The organism is Inquilinus limosus, assembly GCF_051487185.1.
GTDB classification, from domain to species: domain Bacteria; phylum Pseudomonadota; class Alphaproteobacteria; order DSM-16000; family Inquilinaceae; genus Inquilinus; species Inquilinus limosus_F.
Map to the genome: position 1 here is coordinate 43,052 of NZ_JAHVDK010000025.1, position 18,987 is coordinate 62,038.

Annotated in this window: 16 protein-coding genes and 2 tRNA genes; 10 read left to right on the forward strand and 8 right to left on the reverse strand. The window is 67.5% G+C overall.

Going from position 1 to position 18,987, the window contains the following annotated elements:
- Positions 1-26 precede the first annotated feature (26 nt).
- The 8 genes from lon to KXR53_RS25405 all read right to left on the reverse strand — a co-directional run bounded on the left by lon (position 27) and on the right by KXR53_RS25405 (position 8,985).
- Positions 27-2,432 (reverse strand): endopeptidase La, encoded by a 2,406-nt coding sequence (lon, locus tag KXR53_RS25370; protein WP_437378087.1) that lies wholly within the window; start codon positions 2,430-2,432, stop codon positions 27-29.
- 272 nt (positions 2,433-2,704) lie between these two features.
- Positions 2,705-3,970 carry an ATP-dependent Clp protease ATP-binding subunit ClpX gene (clpX, locus tag KXR53_RS25375; protein WP_437378088.1) on the reverse strand — a complete coding sequence of 422 codons (1,266 nt, stop codon included), beginning with the start codon at positions 3,968-3,970 and terminating at the stop codon, positions 2,705-2,707.
- 192 nt (positions 3,971-4,162) lie between these two features.
- Positions 4,163-4,780, reverse strand: a complete 618-nt coding sequence (clpP, locus tag KXR53_RS25380) for an ATP-dependent Clp endopeptidase proteolytic subunit ClpP (protein ID WP_437378089.1) — start codon at positions 4,778-4,780, stop codon at positions 4,163-4,165.
- A gap of 84 nt (positions 4,781-4,864) precedes the next feature.
- The gene (tig, locus tag KXR53_RS25385; protein WP_437378090.1) at positions 4,865-6,322 is read right to left on the reverse strand and encodes a trigger factor; all 1,458 of its coding nucleotides are present in this window, start codon (positions 6,320-6,322) and stop codon (positions 4,865-4,867) included.
- Positions 6,323-6,383: 61 nt separating this feature from the next.
- Positions 6,384-6,468, reverse strand: a tRNA-Leu gene (locus KXR53_RS25390).
- Positions 6,469-6,602: 134 nt separating this feature from the next.
- On the reverse strand, positions 6,603-8,054 hold the full coding sequence (locus KXR53_RS25395) for an NAD(P)H-hydrate dehydratase (protein WP_437378091.1): 1,452 nt from the start codon (positions 8,052-8,054) through the stop codon (positions 6,603-6,605).
- Complete coding sequence (locus tag KXR53_RS25400; protein ID WP_437378093.1) at positions 8,051-8,836, reverse strand: HpcH/HpaI aldolase family protein; 786 nt, start codon at positions 8,834-8,836, stop codon at positions 8,051-8,053. The genes KXR53_RS25395 and KXR53_RS25400 overlap by 4 nt, the downstream gene beginning before the upstream one ends.
- Before the next feature lie 73 nt (positions 8,837-8,909).
- Positions 8,910-8,985, reverse strand: a tRNA-His gene (locus KXR53_RS25405).
- Positions 8,986-9,126: 141 nt separating this feature from the next.
- Here KXR53_RS25405 and KXR53_RS25410 point away from each other — a divergent pair.
- The 10 genes from KXR53_RS25410 (at position 9,127) to KXR53_RS25455 (ending at position 18,875) form a co-directional block, all read left to right on the forward strand.
- Positions 9,127-10,311: a pyridoxal phosphate-dependent aminotransferase gene (locus KXR53_RS25410; RefSeq protein ID WP_437378095.1), complete on the forward strand. Its 1,185-nt coding sequence runs from the start codon at positions 9,127-9,129 to the stop codon at positions 10,309-10,311.
- Positions 10,312-10,469: 158 nt separating this feature from the next.
- Positions 10,470-10,808 carry a P-II family nitrogen regulator gene (locus KXR53_RS25415; protein ID WP_026870414.1) on the forward strand — a complete coding sequence of 113 codons (339 nt, stop codon included), beginning with the start codon at positions 10,470-10,472 and terminating at the stop codon, positions 10,806-10,808.
- Between the two features lie 73 nt (positions 10,809-10,881).
- The gene (gene glnA, locus KXR53_RS25420) at positions 10,882-12,294 is read left to right on the forward strand and encodes a type I glutamate--ammonia ligase (protein ID WP_437378096.1); all 1,413 of its coding nucleotides are present in this window, start codon (positions 10,882-10,884) and stop codon (positions 12,292-12,294) included.
- A 374-nt stretch (positions 12,295-12,668) separates the two neighbouring features.
- Positions 12,669-13,697, forward strand: coding sequence for an ABC transporter ATP-binding protein (locus KXR53_RS25425; RefSeq protein WP_437378097.1), 1,029 nt, complete (start codon positions 12,669-12,671; stop codon positions 13,695-13,697).
- Between the two features lie 11 nt (positions 13,698-13,708).
- Positions 13,709-14,599: an ABC transporter permease gene (locus KXR53_RS25430; protein WP_437378098.1), complete on the forward strand. Its 891-nt coding sequence runs from the start codon at positions 13,709-13,711 to the stop codon at positions 14,597-14,599.
- Complete coding sequence (locus KXR53_RS25435) at positions 14,596-15,378, forward strand: ABC transporter permease (protein ID WP_437378099.1); 783 nt, start codon at positions 14,596-14,598, stop codon at positions 15,376-15,378. Before KXR53_RS25430 ends, KXR53_RS25435 begins: the two co-directional genes overlap by 4 nt.
- Positions 15,359-16,441, forward strand: coding sequence for an extracellular solute-binding protein (locus KXR53_RS25440; protein ID WP_437378100.1), 1,083 nt, complete (start codon positions 15,359-15,361; stop codon positions 16,439-16,441). The genes KXR53_RS25435 and KXR53_RS25440 overlap by 20 nt, the downstream gene beginning before the upstream one ends.
- 72 nt (positions 16,442-16,513) lie before the next feature.
- Positions 16,514-17,566 carry an extracellular solute-binding protein gene (locus tag KXR53_RS25445; protein WP_437378101.1) on the forward strand — a complete coding sequence of 351 codons (1,053 nt, stop codon included), beginning with the start codon at positions 16,514-16,516 and terminating at the stop codon, positions 17,564-17,566.
- Positions 17,567-17,686: 120 nt separating this feature from the next.
- The gene (locus KXR53_RS25450) at positions 17,687-18,322 is read left to right on the forward strand and encodes an ATP-dependent Clp protease proteolytic subunit (protein ID WP_437378102.1); all 636 of its coding nucleotides are present in this window, start codon (positions 17,687-17,689) and stop codon (positions 18,320-18,322) included.
- Positions 18,312-18,875, forward strand: coding sequence for a YcbK family protein (locus KXR53_RS25455; RefSeq protein WP_437378103.1), 564 nt, complete (start codon positions 18,312-18,314; stop codon positions 18,873-18,875). Before KXR53_RS25450 ends, KXR53_RS25455 begins: the two co-directional genes overlap by 11 nt.
- The last annotated feature ends 112 nt before the right edge of the window (positions 18,876-18,987 follow it).

Consider the following 18,987-nt stretch of genomic DNA (forward strand, 5'->3'; position numbering starts at 1 on the left):
CCAAGTTCCAGGGCCGCTACGATCCGTCAGTGGCGGATCACCGCTTCGTCGTCGCCATCGGCGGCGACGGGGGCGATGTCGTCCACATCCGTATCCTTCCACTCGATCGGCTCCAGAGGACGCACCAAGGCGTTCTTCAGAACCTCCTCGACATTGGTCGTCGGCAGGATTGCCAGGGCCTTCTTCACCGAATCCGGAATATCCGCAAGGTCTTTTTCATTCTCCTTGGGAATAATCACGGTCTTGATGCCCGCCCGGACGGCCGCCAACAGCTTCTCCTTCAGCCCACCGATCGGCAGCACGCGCCCACGCAGGGTGACCTCGCCGGTCATCGCCACGTCGCGGCGGACCGGGTTTCCGGTCAGGGCCGAGACGATCGCGGTGACCATGGCGACGCCCGCCGACGGCCCGTCCTTCGGGGTCGCCCCCTCCGGCACATGGACATGGATGTCGCGCTTGCCGAACAGCGTCGGCTTGATGCCGAAGGACACGGCGCGGGCCTTGGCGAAGCTCTCCGCCGCCTGCACCGATTCCTTCATCACGTCGCCCAGCTTGCCGGTGGCGACCACGCGGCCGCGGCCGGGGACCGGCACCGCCTCGATCGACAGGATCTCGCCGCCGACCTCGGTCCAGGCCAGGCCGGTGACGACGCCGACCATGTCCTCCAGCTCCGCCTCGCCGAAGCGGAACTTGCGCACGCCGGCGTATTTCTCGAGATCCTCCGGCTTGACGACGATCTTCTTGGTGTCGGTGGACAGGATCTCGCGCACCGCCTTGCGCGCCAGGCTCGCGATCTCGCGCTCCAGGCTGCGGACGCCCGCCTCCCGGGTGTAGTAGCGAATCAGATCGCGCAGAGCCTCTTCGGTCAGCGTCCACTCGCCCTTTTTCAGGCCGTTGGCCTCGGCCTGCTTCTGGATCAGGTGGCGCTTCGCGATCTCGACCTTCTCATCCTCGGTGTAGCCGGGGATGCGGATGATCTCCATGCGGTCCATCAGCGGCTGCGGCATGCGCAGGCTGTTGGCCGTGCAGATGAACATCACGTCCGACAGGTCGTAATCGACCTCGAGATAGTGGTCGTTGAAGGTCGAGTTCTGCTCCGGATCCAGCACCTCGAGCAGCGCCGAGGAGGGATCGCCGCGGTAGTCGGCGCCCAGCTTGTCGATCTCATCGAGCAGGAACAGCGGGTTCGACGACTTCGCCTTCTTCATGCCCTGGATGATCTTGCCGGGCATGGAGCCGATATAAGTCCGCCGGTGGCCGCGGATCTCCGCCTCGTCGCGGACGCCGCCGAGCGACATGCGCACGAAGTTGCGGCCGGTGGCCTTGGCGATCGACTTGCCGAGCGAGGTCTTGCCGACGCCCGGCGGGCCGACCAGGCACAGGATCGAGCCGCGGATCTTGCTGGTCCGCTGCTGCACCGCCAGGTACTCGAGGACGCGCTCCTTGACCTTCTCCAGGCCGTAGTGGTCGTCGTTCAGCACCTGCTCGGCGTGCAGCAGGTCCTTCTTGATCCGGGTGCGCTGCTTCCAGGGGATCGACAGCATCCAGTCGAGATAGTTGCGGACCACCGTGGCCTCGGCCGACATCGGGCTCATCGACCGCAGCTTCTTCAGCTCGGCCATGGCCTTGTCGCGGGCCTCCTTGGTCAGCTTGATCTTGTTGATCCGCTCCTCGATCTCCGCCGCCTCGTCGCGGCCGTCCTCGCCCTCGCCCAGCTCCTTCTGGATCGCCTTGAGCTGCTCGTTCAGGTAGTACTCGCGCTGGGTCTTCTCCATCTGCCGCTTCACGCGGCTGCGGATGCGCTTCTCGACCTGGAGGACGCCGATCTCACCCTCCATGAAGCCGTAGACCTTCTCCAGCCGCTCGGTGATCGAGGCGATCTCGAGGATCTGCTGCTTCTCGGGGATCTTCAGCGACAGATGGGCGGCGATGGTGTCGGCCAGCTTGGCGCCGTCCTCGATCTGGTTGACCGAGACCAGCACCTCCGGCGGGATCTTCTTGTTGAGCTTGATGTACTGCTCGAACTGGGCGACCGCGGCCCGGCCCAGCGCCTCGATCTCCTGCGGATCGTTGCCGACATCGTCGAGCGGCTCGACCTGGGCCTGGAAGAATTCCGGATTATCGGCGTAGCGCACGATGCGCGCGCGCCGCACGCCCTCCACCAGCACCTTGACGGTGCCGTCGGGCAGCTTCAGCAGCTGCAGCACCGTCCCGATCGTGCCGACCTCGAAGATCTCCGTCGGCGACGGGTCGTCCTGCGAGGCGTTGCGCTGGGTGACCAGGAGGATCTGCTTGTCCTCCTTCATCACGTCCTCGAGCGCGCGGACCGACTTCTCGCGACCGACGAACAAGGGCACGATCATGTGCGGGAAGACCACGATGTCCCTCAGAGGCAACACCGGGTACAGCGTGTCTTTGTTCAGATTCAACATGCGTTCTGCCTTAAAGGGGTGGGCAGCGGCCCGGGAAGTGGCGCCCTGCCGGCGCCGGACGGTGGAGACCCGGCGCGCCCAATAGACGTGGCGATGACCGGAGGCCGTTCAAGAGACGGACATGCTGCAAGCCCTCGTATCCCGGCCACAAGAGCGCAAACATGCCGCAGTGGCAAGCCCAAGGCGGCATCCTGCGGCAATTACGAAACGAAACAGCCGATGTCGGACGACATCGGCTGTCACGTCGGTCAGGATCTGTCCGCCCCGGACTTTCAGGCGCCGGGGGCGCGTTCCTGCTGTTTCTCGGCGTAGATCAGGAGCGGCTTGGCCCGCCCCTCGACCACCTCGCGGTTGATCACGATCTCGACCACGCCGTTCATGCTCGGCAGGTCGTACATCGGCTCGAGCAGGATGCTCTCCATGATCGAGCGCAGGCCGCGCGCGCCGGTCTTGCGCTGGATCGCCCGGTTGGCGATGCCCTTCAGCGCATCGTCTGTCAGCGACAGATGCACGTCCTCCATCTCGAACAGGCGCTGATACTGCTTCACCAGAGCGTTCTTCGGCTTGGACAGGATCTCGATCAGCGCGTCCGAGTCGAGGTCCTCGAGCGTGGCCACCACCGGCAGTCGGCCGACGAACTCGGGGATCAGGCCGAACTTCAGCAGATCCTCGGGCTCGACCTCGCTGAAGATCTCGCCGGTCGTCCGCTCATCCGGCCCGCGCACGTCCGCGCCGAAGCCGAGCGAGCTGCCGCGGCCGCGCTGGGAGATGATCTTCTCCAGCCCGGAGAAGGCGCCGCCGCAGATGAACAGGATGTTGGTGGTGTCGACCTGCAGGAACTCCTGCTGCGGGTGCTTGCGCCCGCCCTGCGGCGGCACCGAGGCGATGGTGCCCTCCATGATCTTCAGCAGGGCCTGCTGCACGCCCTCGCCCGAGACGTCGCGGGTGATCGACGGGTTGTCCGACTTGCGGCTGATCTTGTCGACCTCGTCGATGTAGACGATGCCGCGCTGCGCCCGCTCGACATTGTAGTCGGCGGCCTGCAGCAGCTTGAGAATGATGTTCTCGACGTCCTCGCCGACGTAGCCCGCCTCGGTCAGCGTCGTGGCGTCGGCCATGGTGAACGGCACGTCGAGGATGCGGGCCAGGGTCTGGGCCAGGAGGGTCTTGCCGCAGCCGGTCGGTCCGATCAGCAGGATGTTGGACTTGGCGAGCTCGACCTCGCCGCCCTTCTGCCCGTGCGCCAACCGCTTGTAGTGGTTGTGCACGGCGACCGAGAGGACCTTCTTGGCGTGCTCCTGACCGATCACGTAGTCGTCGAGAACCTTGCGGATGTCCTTCGGTGTCGGGACCCCGTCACGGTTCTTGACCAGCGTGGTCTTGTTCTCCTCGCGGATGATGTCGGTGCACAGCTCCACGCACTCGTCGCAGATGAACACAGTCGGGCCCGCAATCAGCTTGCGAACCTCGTGCTGGCTCTTGCCGCAGAACGAGCAGTAGAGCGTGTTCTTCGAATCACCGCCTGCGGTCTTGCCCATCACTGCCTCACTTCCGCATCCGCGCTACCGATCCACGAACTCCAGGCCCGCGGGCCGGGATGCGGCTGCCTCCAGATGGCGGCGGCTCCACCCTGCGACAAGATCATCCCGGCGCAAGGCAGATCCGCATCATCACGAATCAAGATAGCGCCCTTCGACCCGGATCGGTAGGGCCGCGGGCGAAGAGATCGATTATTCAACGGTCGGACGCCGCTCGACGACCTCGTCGACGATGCCGAAGCCCTTGGCTTCGTCGGCCGACATGAACTTGTCGCGGTCCATCGAGCGCTCGATTTCCTCGAGGCTCTGGCCGGTGTGCTTGACGTAGACCTCGTTCAGCCGCTGGCGCAGCTTGAGGATCTCGCGCGCCTGGATCTCGATGTCCGAGGCTTGGCCGCGGGCGCCGCCCGAGGGCTGGTGCACCATGATCCGGCTGTTCGGCAGGGCGAAGCGCTTGCCGGGGGCGCCGGCCGCCAGCAGCAGCGATCCCATCGACGCCGCCTGGCCGATGCAGACGGTCATGATCTGCGGCTGGATGTACTGCATGGTGTCGTAGATCGCCATGCCCGCGGTGATCACCCCGCCCGGCGAGTTGACGTAGAAGGCGATGTCCTTCTTCGGGTTCTCGGATTCGAGAAACAGGAGCTGGGCGCAGACGAGGCTGGCGAGCTCGTCATAGATCGGCCCGGTCAGAAAGATGATCCGCTCCTTCAGGAGGCGGGAGTAGATGTCATACGCCCTCTCGCCGCGATTGGTCTGCTCCACGACCATCGGGATCAGGGCGTTCATGCTCGGCTCATACGGAGGCATAGGGTCCTCGAAGGCTCGCGCGGGCCGGCAGGGCGCCGCGGCTCGCCCCTACATTAGGGGAGGGCCACGGCGCCCTTCAACCAATCAAGCGCCGGTGGCGGTGTCGGTGTCGGCGGACTTGGCCTCAGCGCCTTCGGCCTCGGCTTCGGCGGCCTTGGATTTGGCGGCCTTCTTCTTGGCGGGCTTGGCCTCGGCCGCCTTGGTCTCGCCCGCCTCCTCCTCGTCCGGGTCGCGCGCCAGTTCCTCCGGCGTCACGGTGGTGTCGTTGACCTTGATCTTGCCGAGGATGACGTCGACGACCTTCTCCTCGAACAGCGGGGCGCGCAGATTCTCGATCGCCTGGGGATTCTTGCGGAAGAAGTCGACCACCTGCTGTTCCTGGCCCGGATAGCGGCGGGCCTCGGCGATCAGGGCGCGGTTCAGCTCCTCCTGCGTCACCTCGACGTTCTCGGCACGGCCGACCTCGGCGAAGAGCAGGCCGAGGCGGACGCGGCGCTCGGCGATGGCGCGGTACTCGGCCTTCAGCTCGTCCTCCGGCTTGTTCTTGTCCGGATTGTCGTCGCCGGCGGTCTCGAGCGACTGCTGCACCTGCTTCCAGATCTGGTCGAACTCCAGGTCGACCATGCCCTGCGGCACGGCGAAGTCGACCATCTCGGCCAGCTTGTCGAGCAGCTTGCGCTTGGCGCGCAGGCGCGACACCCGGCCGAACTCCTGCTCGGTCTGGCCCTTCACCGCGTTGCGCAGGCCCTCGAGGTCCTCGAAGCCTAGCTCCTTGGCGAAGTCCTCGTTCACCTCGGGCACCACCGACTTCTCGATCGCCTTGACGTCGACCTCGAACTTCGCCGGCTTGCCGGCGTGCTCAGGGCTCGGATACTCCTCGGGGAAGGTCAGCGAGACGGTGACGTGCTCGCCCGCCTTCTTGCCGATCAGCTGGTCCTCGAAGCCGGGGATGAAGCGGTTCGAGCCGATCTCGAGGCGGAACTCCTTGCCGGACATCTCCTCGCTCGGCGCGGCGCCGTCGAGGCTGCCCTCGAAGTCGATCACGGCAGTGTCGCCGGCCTCCAGGCCGCGCTCCTCGGCCAGCGGCTCGAACTTGCGGCGGGTCTCGGCGATCCGCTGCAGGCCGGCATCGACCTGCTCGTCGGTGACCTCGGCGACCGGGCGCTCGATCTCGACGCTGTCGAAGGCCGGCGCGGTGATCTCCGGCAGCACCTCGACATCGACCTTGTATTCCAGGTCCTTGCCCTCGTCGAAGCTGGTCACCTCGACCTTCGGCCGCAGCGCCGGGCGCAGCTTGCGCTCGTCCAGCGCCTGCCGCACGCCCTCGTCGACAGCGCCTTCCAGGACCTCGCCCATGACCGACTTGCCGTAGCGCTGCTTCATCAGCGACACCGGCACCTTGCCGGGGCGGAAGCCCGGGAGCTTGACCCGGCCAGCGAGCTTGACGAGCTCCGTCTGGACGCGCTGTTCGATGTCGGCCGCCGGCACGACGATCTTGAACTCGTGCCGCAGACCCTCGGTGCTGGTTTCGATCACTTGCATCGGTCTTCAGGAATCCGTCGATGTGACAGGTCGGTCGTGCTGTGCCCTGTCGGATGTTCATTGGTGCGGGCGGAGGGATTTGAACCCCCACGGCTTTCGCCGCTGGAACCTAAATCCAGTGCGTCTACCAATTCCGCCACGCCCGCGAAGACCCCCACCCCCGCCCGCCCCCGAAAACGCGCACAAAAAGGCGGGCAGCAAAGGGAGTCGGCCCTGCGAAGCGCCGGTCTATAGCACAGGGTTTTTGCGGGCGACAGGCAAAACGCGGGGCCGGATAAGGCTAGAGCCGGTCGAGCACGCCCGGCAGAGCATCGATCACGTCCTCGGCGATCAGCCCGGCGCCGACCCGCTGCGCCGCGGCGCCGTGCAGCCACACGGCGGCGCAGGCGGCCTCGAAGCCCGGCATGCCCTGCGCCTTCAGCCCCAGCACCAAGCCGGCCAGGACGTCGCCGGTGCCGCCGGTGGCGAGCGTCGGCGGGGCGTTGGCGTTGATCGCCGCCCGCCCGTCCGGCGCCGCGATGATGGTGTCCGACCCCTTCAGCACCACCACGGCACCGAGCTCCGCCGCGGCCTTCCGGGCCCGGGCTAGGCGCGGCGCCTCCTCCTTGCCGAACAGCCGGTCGAACTCGCCCTGATGCGGCGTCAGCACGCTGTCGGTGTCGAGCAGCCCGGCCAGCGCCTGCGGCTCGCCGGCAAAGCTGGCGATTCCGTCGGCGTCGAGCACCAGCGACTTGCCGGCGGCGTGCACCGCCGCGACCGTCTCGCGCAGCGCCGGCCCCGCGCCGGCGCCCGGCCCGATCAGCACCGGACCGAGACGGCGGTCGGCGAGCAGCCCGTCCCAACGCTCCGCCGGCAGCGCCATCGCCCCCGGCCAGTCGGCGCGATAGGCCGGCAGCGCCGCCTCCGGCGCCACCACGGTCAGGAGGCCTGCGCCGATCCGCCGCGCCGCCCTGGCCGCGAGGCGGGAGGCGCCGGTCAGGCTGCCGCCGCCCAGGATCAGCGGGTGGCCGCGATCGTATTTGTGCTGCGTCGGCCCGACACGTGGGAAGGCCGGGCGCCACAGCGCCGGCCCGTTCTCGGACAGGCGCGGACCGATCTCTCCGAGCACCGAAACGTCGATGCCGATATCGGCCACCCGGGTCTCGCCGCACAGTGCGCGGCCGGGCAGCAGCAGATGGCCGGGCTTGCGGCGGAAGAAGGTGACGGTCAGGGCCGCCGGCACCACCGGGCCGGGCGCGGAGCCGTCGTCGCCGAACAGGCCGCTCGGCACGTCCACCGCCACCACCGGCAGGCCGGAGCGCGCCGCCGCCTCGATCAGCGCCGCGGCCTTGCCCTCCGGCACCCGGCTCAGCCCGGCGCCGAACAGGGCGTCGACGATCAGGCCGGCACCGTCCAGCACCGCCGGGTCGGGGGCCTCCACCCTGCCCCGCCACTGCGCCGCGGCCTCCGCCGCGTCGCCGCGCAGGGATTTGACCGGGACCAGCGAGGCCAGCCGCACCGGCCAGCCCCGCTCCGCCAGCAGCCGGGCGACGACATGGCCGTCGCCGCCATTATTGCCGGGGCCGCACAGCACCGCGACCGGGCGCGGCGACCAGCGGGCCCGGATCGCCCGTGCCACCGCCGCCCCCGCCCGCTCCATCAGCACGATGCCGGGGGTGCCGGCGGCGATGGTGCGGCGATCGGCCTCGCCCATCTCCGCCGCGGTCAGCAGCGCCAGGTCGGATGCGGTCATCGTCCCGCCTTCCCGGTCGCCTCCCGGAAGGCGGCGATATCGGCCCGGGCGGCGTCCCGCAGCAGGGTAATGTCGGCCGGGGCGATCACGATATGGCAGCCGTCCTTAACCATCTCGGCGGGCGAGCGGCCGAGCGAGGGCAGCGCGCCGAGCCATTTGCCGCTGTCGAGCACGGCGCGCTCGGCCCGGCGAATCGTGTCGCGCACCTCCGGGTCGTCGAAGCGGCCGAGCTTGCCGAGGCTGCCGGACAGGTCCCAGGGGCCGATGAACAGCGCGTCGACGCCGTCGACCGCGGCGATGTCTGGGATCGCCTCCACCCCCTGCCGGGTCTCGATCTGGCACAGGATCAGCAGGTTGTCGTCGATGGTTTCCCGGTAGTCGGGCGCCAGGCCGAAATCGGCGCCGCGGGCGATGCCGTAGGCGACGCCGCGGATGCCGGCCGGCGGATAGCGGCAGGCGGCGACCGCGGCCTCGGCCTCCGCCTTCGAGCTGACCTGCGGCACCATCACCCCTTCGGCGCCGATGTCGAGGATCCGCTTGGTGTAAACGGGGTCGTTCCAGGGCATGCGGACGATGCCGGTGGCCGGGGTCCCGGCCAGGGCCTGCAGGCAGGGCACCGCATCGGCGACCGAGGCCGGCCCGTGTTCGTGATCGAGCAGCACGATGTCGTAGCCGGTGAGGCCGAGCAGCTCGGACACCAGCGAATTCCCAAGGCCCTGCCAGCAGCCATAAACGGGCTCGCCCGCGCGCAGCTTCCGTTTCGCGGCGTTGGGTCGGTACAAGGCAGCCTCCTCCGATGCGGTCGGAACAGGCGTATCAGACCCAGCTGACGACGGGAATGGGCGGGAAGGGAAATGGGGCGACCGATGGGACTCGAACCCACGACAACTCGGACCACAACCGAGGGCTCTACCAACTGAGCTACGGCCGCCACAGCATTTGCGGCGGCTCATATGAGGCATCGTCGCGACGGCGTCAAGACGCATTCCCGCCGATCGGAGGCGTTGCCGGGAATGACCGGGGCGGCGGGAGGCGGCATAGTCCGCCCCGACACATCTCAGCAGGGGAAGGCATGATGCTGATCCAGGCGGCCGCGATGGCCAATCTCGGCACCGAAACCGCGTTCGACGTGCTGGCGCGGGCCCAGGCGCTGGCGGCGCAGGGCCGTGACATCATCAATCTCGGCATCGGCCAGCCGGATTTCCGCACCCCCGACCACATCGTCGAGGCGGCTGTGAAGGCGCTGCGCGACGGCCATCACGGCTACACCCCGGCCAGCGGCATCCCGGCGCTGCGCCGGGCGGTGGCCGACGACCTGGAGGCCCGGCGCGGCGTCACGGTCGATCCGGACGACGTGGTGATCATGCCGGGAGGCAAGGTGACGATGTGGTTCGCCATCCTGATGTTCGGCGAGCCCGGGGCCGAGATCCTGTACCCCAACCCCGGCTTCCCGATCTACGAATCCGCCATCCGCTTCACCGGGGCGACGCCGGTGCCGGTGCGGCTGCGCGAGGAGAGCGGCTTCGCCTTCTCGGCCGAGGAGGTGCTGGCCCAGATCACGCCGCGCACCCGCCTTCTGATCATCAACAGCCCGGCCAATCCGACCGGCGGCGTGGTGCCGAAGGCCGAGCTGGACCGCCTGGCCGAAGGGCTGGAGCGGCACCCGCATGTGGCGGTGCTGAGCGACGAGATCTACAGCCGGATCCTCTATGACGGGCAGGAGCACAGCTGCTTCCTCTCCTACCCCGCCCTGCGCGACCGGGTGATCCTGCTGGACGGCTGGTCCAAGACCTATGCCATGACCGGTTGGCGCCTGGGCTGGAGCGTCTGGCCGAAGAGCCTGCGCGAGGGTGCGGTCCGGCTGGCGGTGAACTCCCATTCCTGCGTCAATGCCGCCGCCCAATATGCCGGCATCGCCGCGCTGCAGGGGCCGCAGGATGCGGTCGACGCCATGTGCGCCGCCTTCGCCGAGCGTCGCCGGGTCGTGGTCGACGCGCTGAACCGGCTGCCGGGCGTGCGCTGCGTCGAGCCGGGCGGGGCCTTCTATGCCTTCCCCAACATCACCGGCACCGGCCTGTCGGCCAAGGAGCTGCAGACCAGGCTGCTGGAGGATTGCGGCGTCGCCACCATCGCCGGCACCAGCTTCGGCGCCATGGGCGAGGGATTCCTGCGCCTGTCCTATGCCAACAGCGTCGAGGCCATCGAACGGGCCGTGGCGCGCATGGCCGAGGCCCTCTCCGGCTTGATCCGAGCCTAAAGAAGCAGCACCATGCCTAAATTCCGGGCAGCCATCTTTCCGCCCTAGGTCGACATTGCGGAGTCGGCGTCTGGCACAGGGCTTGCTTCTCATCGTCCGCGAGAGCGTTCCGCACCCGGCGGTGGCGCGCAAACGATCCAGGGAACGGTTCCGAACCCATGAAGAAAGTCGAAGCCATCATCAAGCCGTTCAAGCTCGACGAGGTGAAGGAGGCCCTTCACGAGGTCGGGATCAAGGGGATCACCGTCACCGAGGCGAAGGGGTTCGGCCGCCAGAAGGGCCACACCGAACTCTATCGCGGCGCGGAGTACGTGGTCGATTTCCTGCCCAAGGTGAAGGTCGAGGTGGTCATGGAGGACGGTCTCGTCGAACGTGCGATCGAGGCCATCCAGCAGGCTGCCCAGACCGGCCGGATCGGCGACGGGAAGATCTTCGTCACCCCGGTGGAGGAGGTTATCCGCATCCGTACCGGAGAGAAGGGCGCCGACGCGATCTGAGCGTCGGCCGCCTCCCTACCGCCCAAGAACGTCTCTCATCAAAAACACTCGCGTAACACAGGAAAAAAGCATCATGGCCGACGGTGTGACCAAGGTCCTCGATCTGATCAAAGAGAACGACGTCAAATACGTCGATTTCCGCTTCACCGACTTCCGCGGGAAGGTGCATCACGTCAGCCAGCACGTCTCGACGGTGGACGAGGACATGCTGACCGACGGCGTCATGTTCGACGGGTCGTCGATCGCCGGCTGGAAGGCGATCAACGAGTCCGACATGATTCTGATGCCGGACGTCGACACCGCGATCATGGATCCCTTCGCCGCCCAGGCGCAGCTGAACATCACCTGCGACATCCTGGAGCCGGCCACCGGCCAGCCCTACAGCCGCGACCCGCGCTCGATCGCCAAGTCGGCGGAGCGCTACATGGCGTCGCTCGGCATCGGCGACACCGCCTATTTCGGACCCGAGGCCGAGTTCTTCATCTTCGACGACGTGCGCTACCAGCAGGGCACGACCTCCGGCTTCTATCACCTGGACAGCGAGGACGCGTCGGAGAACACCGGTAAGGTCTATCCGGACGGCAACCGCGGCCACCGCGTGCAGCCGAAGGGCGGCTACTTCCCGGTGCCGCCGCTCGACGCCGCGCACGACCTGCGCGCCGAGATGCTGTCGACCCTGGCCGAGATGGGCGTCACGGTCGAGAAGCACCACCACGAGGTGGCGTCCTCGCAGCATGAGCTGGGCATCAAGTTCGAGACCCTGATCCGGGCCGCGGACGCGCTGCAGAACTACAAATATGTGGTCCACAACGTCGCCGACGCCTACGGCAAGAGCGCGACCTTCATGCCGAAGCCGGTCAAGGGCGACAACGGTTCGGGCATGCATGTCCACCAGTCGATCTGGAAGGAAGGCAAGCCGACCTTCGCCGGCTCGGGCTATGCCGACCTGTCGGACACCGCGCTGTACTACATCGGCGGCATCATCAAGCACGCCAAGGCGCTGAACGCCCTGACCAACCCGACGACCAACAGCTACAAGCGGCTGATCCCGGGCTTCGAGGCGCCGGTGCTGCTGGCCTATTCGGCCCGCAACCGCTCGGCCTCCTGCCGCATCCCCTATGTCGCCTCGCCGAAGGGCAAACGCGTCGAGGTGCGGTTCCCGGATCCGAGCGCCAACCCCTACCTGGCCTTCTCGGCGATGCTGATGGCCGGCCTCGATGGCATCCAGAACAAGATCCATCCCGGCGAGGCGATGGACAAGAACCTGTACGACCTGCCGCCGGAGGAGCTGAAGAACGTCCCGACCGTCTGCGGCTCGCTGCGCGAGGCGCTGCTGTCGCTCGAGGCCGACCACGCCTTCCTGCTGAAGGGCGACGTGTTCACCCGCGACATGATCGAGGCCTATCTCGAGCTGAAGTGGGAAGAGGTGTACGCCTTCGAGCACACCCCGCACCCGATCGAGTTCCAGATGTACTATTCGGTCTGATCGGAGGCCGTTGGGGCCACGCTCTCCCCCTCTCCTGTTATGCCCGGGCTTGACCCGGGCATCCAGAGGGTGTCGACGTCCTTTGGATTGCTGGGTCAAGCCCGGCAATGACAGCAGGGGATTGGAAGCCGGCGTCAGCCAGGCCGATCCCGACCCATGGAAACCCCGCCGGAGACGGCGGGGTTTTTTCTTGCGCGAATGGCAGGCTGGATGGGCTTGCGATTGCCCGCGGCACCTGCTGATATCGTTCCCATCGACGCAGCGGCTCGAACCGGGCCATCCCGAAGCCCGGTCGGCCAGGCGCGATGGCGCCAGGGGTCCCCGACGGTCCGCCCCGGCTCCCGCGCCCTGCCGGAACAAGAAACGAGGCCATCTTGACAGGGACGGCAATCGACATTGTCGACGTGACCAAGGTGTTCGGCGGCGACCAGGGCGGCGCCGTCAGGGCCCTGAACGGGGTATCAGTCCAGATCCGGGACAACGAGTTCTTCACCCTCCTCGGCCCGTCGGGCTGCGGCAAGACCACCCTCCTCCGCATGATCGCCGGGTTCGAGGAGCCGACCAGCGGCCGCATCCTGCTGCACGGCAAGCCGATCGAGGGGCTGCCGCCGCACAAGCGGCCGGTGAACACGGTGTTCCAGAGCTACGCCCTGTTCCCACACATGACGGTGCGCGAGAACATCCGCTTCGGCCTGGAGATGAAGGGCGTCGACCGCGCCCGGGCCGAGGCCCGCGTCGCCGAGATGATCGCCCTGGTCAAGCTGGGCGGGATGGAGAACCGCAAGCCGGCGCAGCTGTCCGGCGGCCAGCAGCAGCGCGTCGCCCTGGCCCGGGCGCTGGCCAGCGAGCCGCAGGTGCTGCTGCTGGACGAGCCGCTTTCGGCGCTGGACCTCAAGCTGCGCAAGGAGATGCAGATCGAGCTGAAGCGGCTGCAGACCGAGACCGGCATCACCTTCATCTTCGTCACCCACGACCAGGAGGAGGCGCTGACGATGTCGGACCGGATCGCGGTGATGGACCAGGGCGAGATCCTGCAGATCGGCGGCCCGCGCGACATCTACGACCGGCCGACCCGGCGCTTCGTCGCCCATTTCATCGGCGAGACCAACTTCTTCGAAGGCCCGCTCGCCGCCCGGCTGGGCTGCGCCGACGGCGCCACGCTGGCGGTGCGGCCGGAGCGGATCCTGCTGTCGGCCGAGCCCGGCCCGGACAGCCTGGCGGGAACGGTGGAGACGGTGGTCTATGTCGGCACCGACACCACCTACCATATCCGCCTGGCCGAGGGCGGGGCGCTGGTCACCGCCCGGCTGCAGAACCGGACCGGGGCGCCGCAGAGCTTCCAGCCCGGCGACCGGGTCGGCGTCGCCGTGCCGGTCGGCGCCGGCCACGCCCTGGTCGATTGAGGGCCGCGGCGATGATGCGTCAGAGCCGGCTGCAGATCACCGGGCTGATCGGGGTTCCGGTCGGCTTCATCCTGATCTTCTTCATCGTCCCGCTGGCGATCATGGCGGTCGTCTCGGTCGCCGAGCGCGGCCAGTTCGGCGGGGTGCAGTGGAACACCTTCTCCACCGACGCCTATGTCCGCTTCCTGTATGAGCGCGACTTCGACGACAGCCTGATCTGGAACCCGGCCTATGCCCAGATCCTGCTGCGCTCGGTCTGGCTGTCGCTGCTGACCACCGTGCTGTGCGTGCTGATCGGCTTCCCGACCGCGCTGCACATGGCGATGCAGCCGCCGCCGCGGCGCAACCTGCTGATCTTCCTGGTCACCATCCCGTTCTGGACCAACCTGCTGGTGCGCAACTACGCCTGGATCCTGATGCTGCGCTCCGGCGGGCTGATCGATTCGGCGCTGCAGGGGCTGGGGCTGACCACCGGGTCGCTGAACCTGATGTACACCGAGACGGCGATCGCCATCGGCCTCACCTACTCCTTCCTGCCCTTCATGGTGCTGCCGATCTATTCCAGCCTGGAGAAGCTGGATTTCCGGCTGGTCGAGGCCGCCTACGACCTGGGCGCCGACAAATGGCGGGCGCTGCGCCGGATCGTCATCCCGCTGGCCATGCCGGGCATCGCCGCCGGCGCCATCCTGGTGTTCATCCCCTGCCTCGGCGCCTATGTGACGCCGGACCTGCTGGGCGGGTCGAAATCGATGATGATCGGCAACCTGATCCAGAACCAGTTCGGCTCCTCCCGCAACTGGCCGTTCGGGGCCGCCCTGTCCTTCGCCCTGCTGGCCGTGGTGCTGCTGGCGATGATGCTGTACCTGATCCGCTTCCGCCGCGCCCCGCAGGTGGCGAAATGAGCGCCAATCTGCGCCGCTTCCCCGGCGTCCGCGCCACCGCCTGGGCCTTCTTCGCCTATCTCTACGTGCCGATCGCGGTGCTGCTGGTGCTGGCCTTCAACGCCGGCAGCTCGGCGACAATCTGGGAAGGCTTCAGCACCCGCTGGTTCGGCGTGGTGCTGGGCAATCCGGACATCCTGCGGGCAGCGCGGAACTCGCTGATCGTCGCCGCCGTCGCCGCGGTGGTCGCGACGGTGATGGCAGTGCCGGCCGCGATCGGCATGGCGCGGCGGCGCTTCCGCGGCCAGACCGCGGTCAGCGCCCTGATCGCCCTGCCGCTGGTGGTGCCGGAGGTGGTGACGGCGGTGGCGACGCTGCTGTTCTTCACCGCGATCGCCCTGCCGCTCGGCCTGTTCACCATCATCCTGGCCCATATCGTCTTCTGCATCCCCTTCGCCTATCTGCCGATCCGGGCGCGGCTGGAGGGGATGGATGCGAGCCTGGGCGAGGCCGCTTCCGACCTCTACGCCACGCCCTGGCGGGCCTTCCGCCGGGTGACGCTGCCGCTGCTGTGGCCGGGCATCCTGTCCGGGCTGATGCTGGCCTTCATCATCTCGCTCGACGATTTCGTCATCACCTTCTTCGTCGCCGGTGCCGGGGCGACCACCCTGCCGATCTACATCTACGGCATGATCCGCATCGGCGTGACGCCGGAGGTCAACGCCATCTCGGCGCTGATGCTGCTGATCTCGATCGTCTTCGTCGCCCTGTCCTGGGTGGTTGGACGGGCGCGGAGCTGAAACAAGGGAGGCCGAAATTCCGATCCGCCATCATGTCCTGGCCGCCGCCGTCGTCGCGGCTGCCCTCCTGACCGGCCCCGCCGCCCGCGCGGCCGGCGACCTGTTCCTGTTCAACTGGACCAACTACACCTCGCCCGATCTCCTGAAGAAGTTCGAGGCCGAGACCGGCATCAAGGTCACGCTCGACGTCTATGATTCGAACGAGACCATGCTGGCCAAGCTGCAGGCCGGCGGCGCCAGCTACGACGTGGTGGTGCCCTCCGACTACATGGTCGACATCATGGTCAAGGAGGGCCTGCTGCAGGAGATCGACGCGGCCGCCATGCCGGGCTTCGGCAACGTCATCGCGCCGCACGACAAGCCCTGGTACGACCCGGAGCGGAAGTACTCGGCGCCGTACATGTGGGGCACCACCGGCTTCACCTATGACAGCGCCAAGGTCCAGGGCCCGGTCGACGACAGCTGGTGGTCGATCTTCAACCCGGACGGCCCGTTCAAGGGAAGCCTGGCGATGATGAACGACTCGGTCGAGGTGTTCACCGCCGCCGCCTTCTATCTCGGCATCGACCGCTGCACCGAAAGCAGCGAGGACGCCGGGAGAATCTACAAGCTGCTGGAGGCGCAGAAGCCGGCGGTCTCCGTCTACAACTCCGACGGCTCGGTCGAGCGCATGGCCGCGGGCGAGGTGGTCGCCCACATGCAGTGGAACGGCGCGGCACACCGCACCAAGCTGCAGCGGCCGAGCGCCGTCTTCGTCTATCCGAAGGAAGGCCTGAACCTCTGGGCCGACAATCTGGTGGTGCCGAAGGGCGCGAAAAATCCCGAGAACGCCAAGACCTTCATCGCCTGGATGCTGAAGCCGGAGAACATCGGCGCCGCCTCCAACTTCACCACCTACATGAACGCGATCAAGGGCTCCGAGGCCTTCATGGACAAGGCGCTGAGCGAGGATCCGGCGATCGCCATGCCGCCGGACTATGCCAGCCGGCTGCGGCCGGCCAAGAACTGCTCCCCCGCCGCGGTCGAGCTGCGCGACCGGGTCTGGACCCGCCTGAAGTCCTGAGCGGTCGGATCATCGCCCGGGCGTCGGCCGGGCACCACAGCACAATCCGACGACAACAGAGGAGGTTCGAGAATGGGAACTGCAAGACGGCTTCTTCTCGCGGCGGCCGCGGCGGCCGGGGCGCTGACCGCGGCGTCGGCCGCGCAGGCCGCCGGCGAGCTCTATTTCTACAACTGGTCGAACTACTACCCGCCGGAGCTGCTGGCGAAGTTCGAGAAGGAGACCGGGATCAAGGTCACGCTCGACGTCTATGATTCGAACGAGACTCTGCTGGCCAAGCTGCAGGCCGGCGCCGCCGGCTACGATGTCGTGGTGCCGTCCGACTACATGGTCGACATCATGATCCGGGAAGGCCTGCTGCAGGAGATCGACGCCGGGCAGATGGCGAACTTCAAGAATGTCGGCTCGCCGCACGACAAGCCCTGGTACGACCCGGAGCGGAAATACTCCGCGCCGTACATGTGGGGCACCACCGGCTTCAGCTACGACACCGCCAAGGTCGAGGGCGGCAAGGTCGACGACAGCTGGTGGACCGTCTTCAACCCGGAGGGGCCGTTCAAGGGCAGGCTGGCGATGCTGAACGACCCGGTCGAGGTGTACAAGGCCGCGGCGATGTATCTCGGCGTCGACTTCTGCACCGAGAACAACGAGGACGCCGGCAAGATCTTCAAGCTGCTGGAGGCGCAGAAACCCGCCGTCGCCCTGTACAACTCCGACGGCACGATCGAGCGCATGATCGCCGGCGAGGTGGTGGCGCATATGCAGTGGAACGGCGCCGCGCACCGCACCAAGGAGGGCAAGCCGACCGTCGCCTATGTCTATCCGAAGGAGGGCATCAACTTCTGGAACGACAACTTCGCCGTGCCCAAGGGCGCGCGGAACGTCGAGAACGCGAAGATCTTCATCGACTGGATGATGAAGCCCGAGACCATCGCCGCCGCCAGCAACTTCACCGGCTACAACAGCGCCATCAAGGGCGCGGCCGAGTTCATGGACGCGAAGCTGCGCGACGACCCGGCGGTGAACACGCCGCAGGAGATGCTGGGCCGGCTGAACCCGAACAAGAACTGCTCCGCGGCGGCGGTCGAGCTGCGCGACCGGGTCTGGACCCGGCTCAAGTCGTAGGCGTCAGCCGCCTCCCGCCCCCTCTTCGCGGCCGTCACCGGAAGGCGCAGGTTGCGAAGCGGGGGCCGGCACGCTACCTCTTGCAGGTCAGACAGATCTCTTGAGTGAACAGGATCCCCCATGGTCGACCGCCCGTTCCCGCCGCGTCTCGACGACGAGGAGGAGGAAGAAGAGGAAGAGCGCCCCGAGAAGGAGAAGAAGGAGGAGCTCGGCCCACAGATCGGCAACATCCTCTTCAAGAACCGGACGGTGCTGCTGTTCGGTGAAATCAACATGAAGCTGGCGCAGGGGATCAGCGCGCAGCTGCTGGCGCTCGCCGCCGAGGATGAGAAGAAGCCGATCCGGCTGGTGATCAACTCGCCGGGCGGCCATGTCGAGGCCGGCGACACCATCCACGACATGATCCGCTTCATCGGCACGCCGGTGCAGGCGATCGGCACCGGCTGGGTGGCCAGCGCCGGCGCCCATATCTACCTGGCGGCGAAGAAGGAGAACCGGCTCTGCCTGCCGAACACCCGGTTCCTGCTGCATCAGCCGATGGGCGGGGCCGGCGGCCGGGCGGTCGATATCGACATCGAGGCGCGCGAGATCATCAAGATGCGCCGGCGCCTGAACGAGATCATCGCCCGCGAGACCGGCCAGCCGCTGGACAAGGTCGAGCGCGACACCGACCGCAACTACTGGATGTCGGCCGAGGAGGCGAAGGAGTACGGCCTCGTCGGCAAGATCATCAACAGCCTCAAGGATGTCGGCTGACCCCAGCCGACCGACGACACGGCGGCGGGTCCTGCTCGGGCTCGCCGCTCTCCCCTTCTGCGCCGCGGCCGCCCCGGCCACCGACCGGATGGGCGAGCGGCGCCTCAAGCTCTACAACCCGCACACCGACGAGCGCTTCGACGACGTCTACGCCGTCGACGGTGCCTATGTGACCGACGCCCGGCAGCGGCTGAACTGGCTGCTGCGCGACCACCATGTCGACAAGGCGACCGACATGGATCCGGGCGTCTTCGACCTGCTGTGGTTGATGTCCCGGCGCTACCAGGTCGCCAGGGGCCGGCGGGTGACGATCAACCTGCATTCCGGCTACCGCACCCCCGAAACCAACGAGAAGCTGCGCCCCGAAGGCGCCGCCCGGAACAGCCTGCACATGCAGGGCAAGGCGGTAGACCTGTCGGTGCAGGGCTACGGCATGGTGTTCCTGGCGAACCATGCCCGCGCCGTTGCCAGCGGCGGCCTCGGCCTCTATTGGCGCTCCGATTTCGTCCATCTCGACACCGGGCCGAAGCGCGTCTGGTACAAGCGGTTCTAGGCCCAGGAACGCGCGCGGCCGGTCATTCGCCAGTGCCTCGGTTACTTTCAACACCCTTCTTGCGCCATTTGGCGGGAATGCCGAACTTGCCGCCGGTACCTATTCGTAACCA

Coding starts and splice junctions, on each gene's coding strand:
- lon (WP_437378087.1), bottom strand. CDS start 2,432: ATGTTGAATCTGAACAAAGACACGCTGTACCCGGTGTTGCCTCTGAGG.
- clpX (WP_437378088.1), bottom strand. CDS start 3,970: ATGGGCAAGACCGCAGGCGGTGATTCGAAGAACACGCTCTACTGCTCG.
- clpP (WP_437378089.1), bottom strand. CDS start 4,780: ATGCCTCCGTATGAGCCGAGCATGAACGCCCTGATCCCGATGGTCGTG.
- tig (WP_437378090.1), bottom strand. CDS start 6,322: ATGCAAGTGATCGAAACCAGCACCGAGGGTCTGCGGCACGAGTTCAAG.
- KXR53_RS25395 (WP_437378091.1), bottom strand. CDS start 8,054: ATGACCGCATCCGACCTGGCGCTGCTGACCGCGGCGGAGATGGGCGAG.
- KXR53_RS25410 (WP_437378095.1), top strand. CDS start 9,127: ATGATGCTGATCCAGGCGGCCGCGATGGCCAATCTCGGCACCGAAACC.
- KXR53_RS25415 (WP_026870414.1), top strand. CDS start 10,470: ATGAAGAAAGTCGAAGCCATCATCAAGCCGTTCAAGCTCGACGAGGTG.
- glnA (WP_437378096.1), top strand. CDS start 10,882: ATGGCCGACGGTGTGACCAAGGTCCTCGATCTGATCAAAGAGAACGAC.
- KXR53_RS25430 (WP_437378098.1), top strand. CDS start 13,709: ATGATGCGTCAGAGCCGGCTGCAGATCACCGGGCTGATCGGGGTTCCG.
- KXR53_RS25435 (WP_437378099.1), top strand. CDS start 14,596: ATGAGCGCCAATCTGCGCCGCTTCCCCGGCGTCCGCGCCACCGCCTGG.
- KXR53_RS25445 (WP_437378101.1), top strand. CDS start 16,514: ATGGGAACTGCAAGACGGCTTCTTCTCGCGGCGGCCGCGGCGGCCGGG.
- KXR53_RS25450 (WP_437378102.1), top strand. CDS start 17,687: ATGGTCGACCGCCCGTTCCCGCCGCGTCTCGACGACGAGGAGGAGGAA.
- KXR53_RS25455 (WP_437378103.1), top strand. CDS start 18,312: ATGTCGGCTGACCCCAGCCGACCGACGACACGGCGGCGGGTCCTGCTC.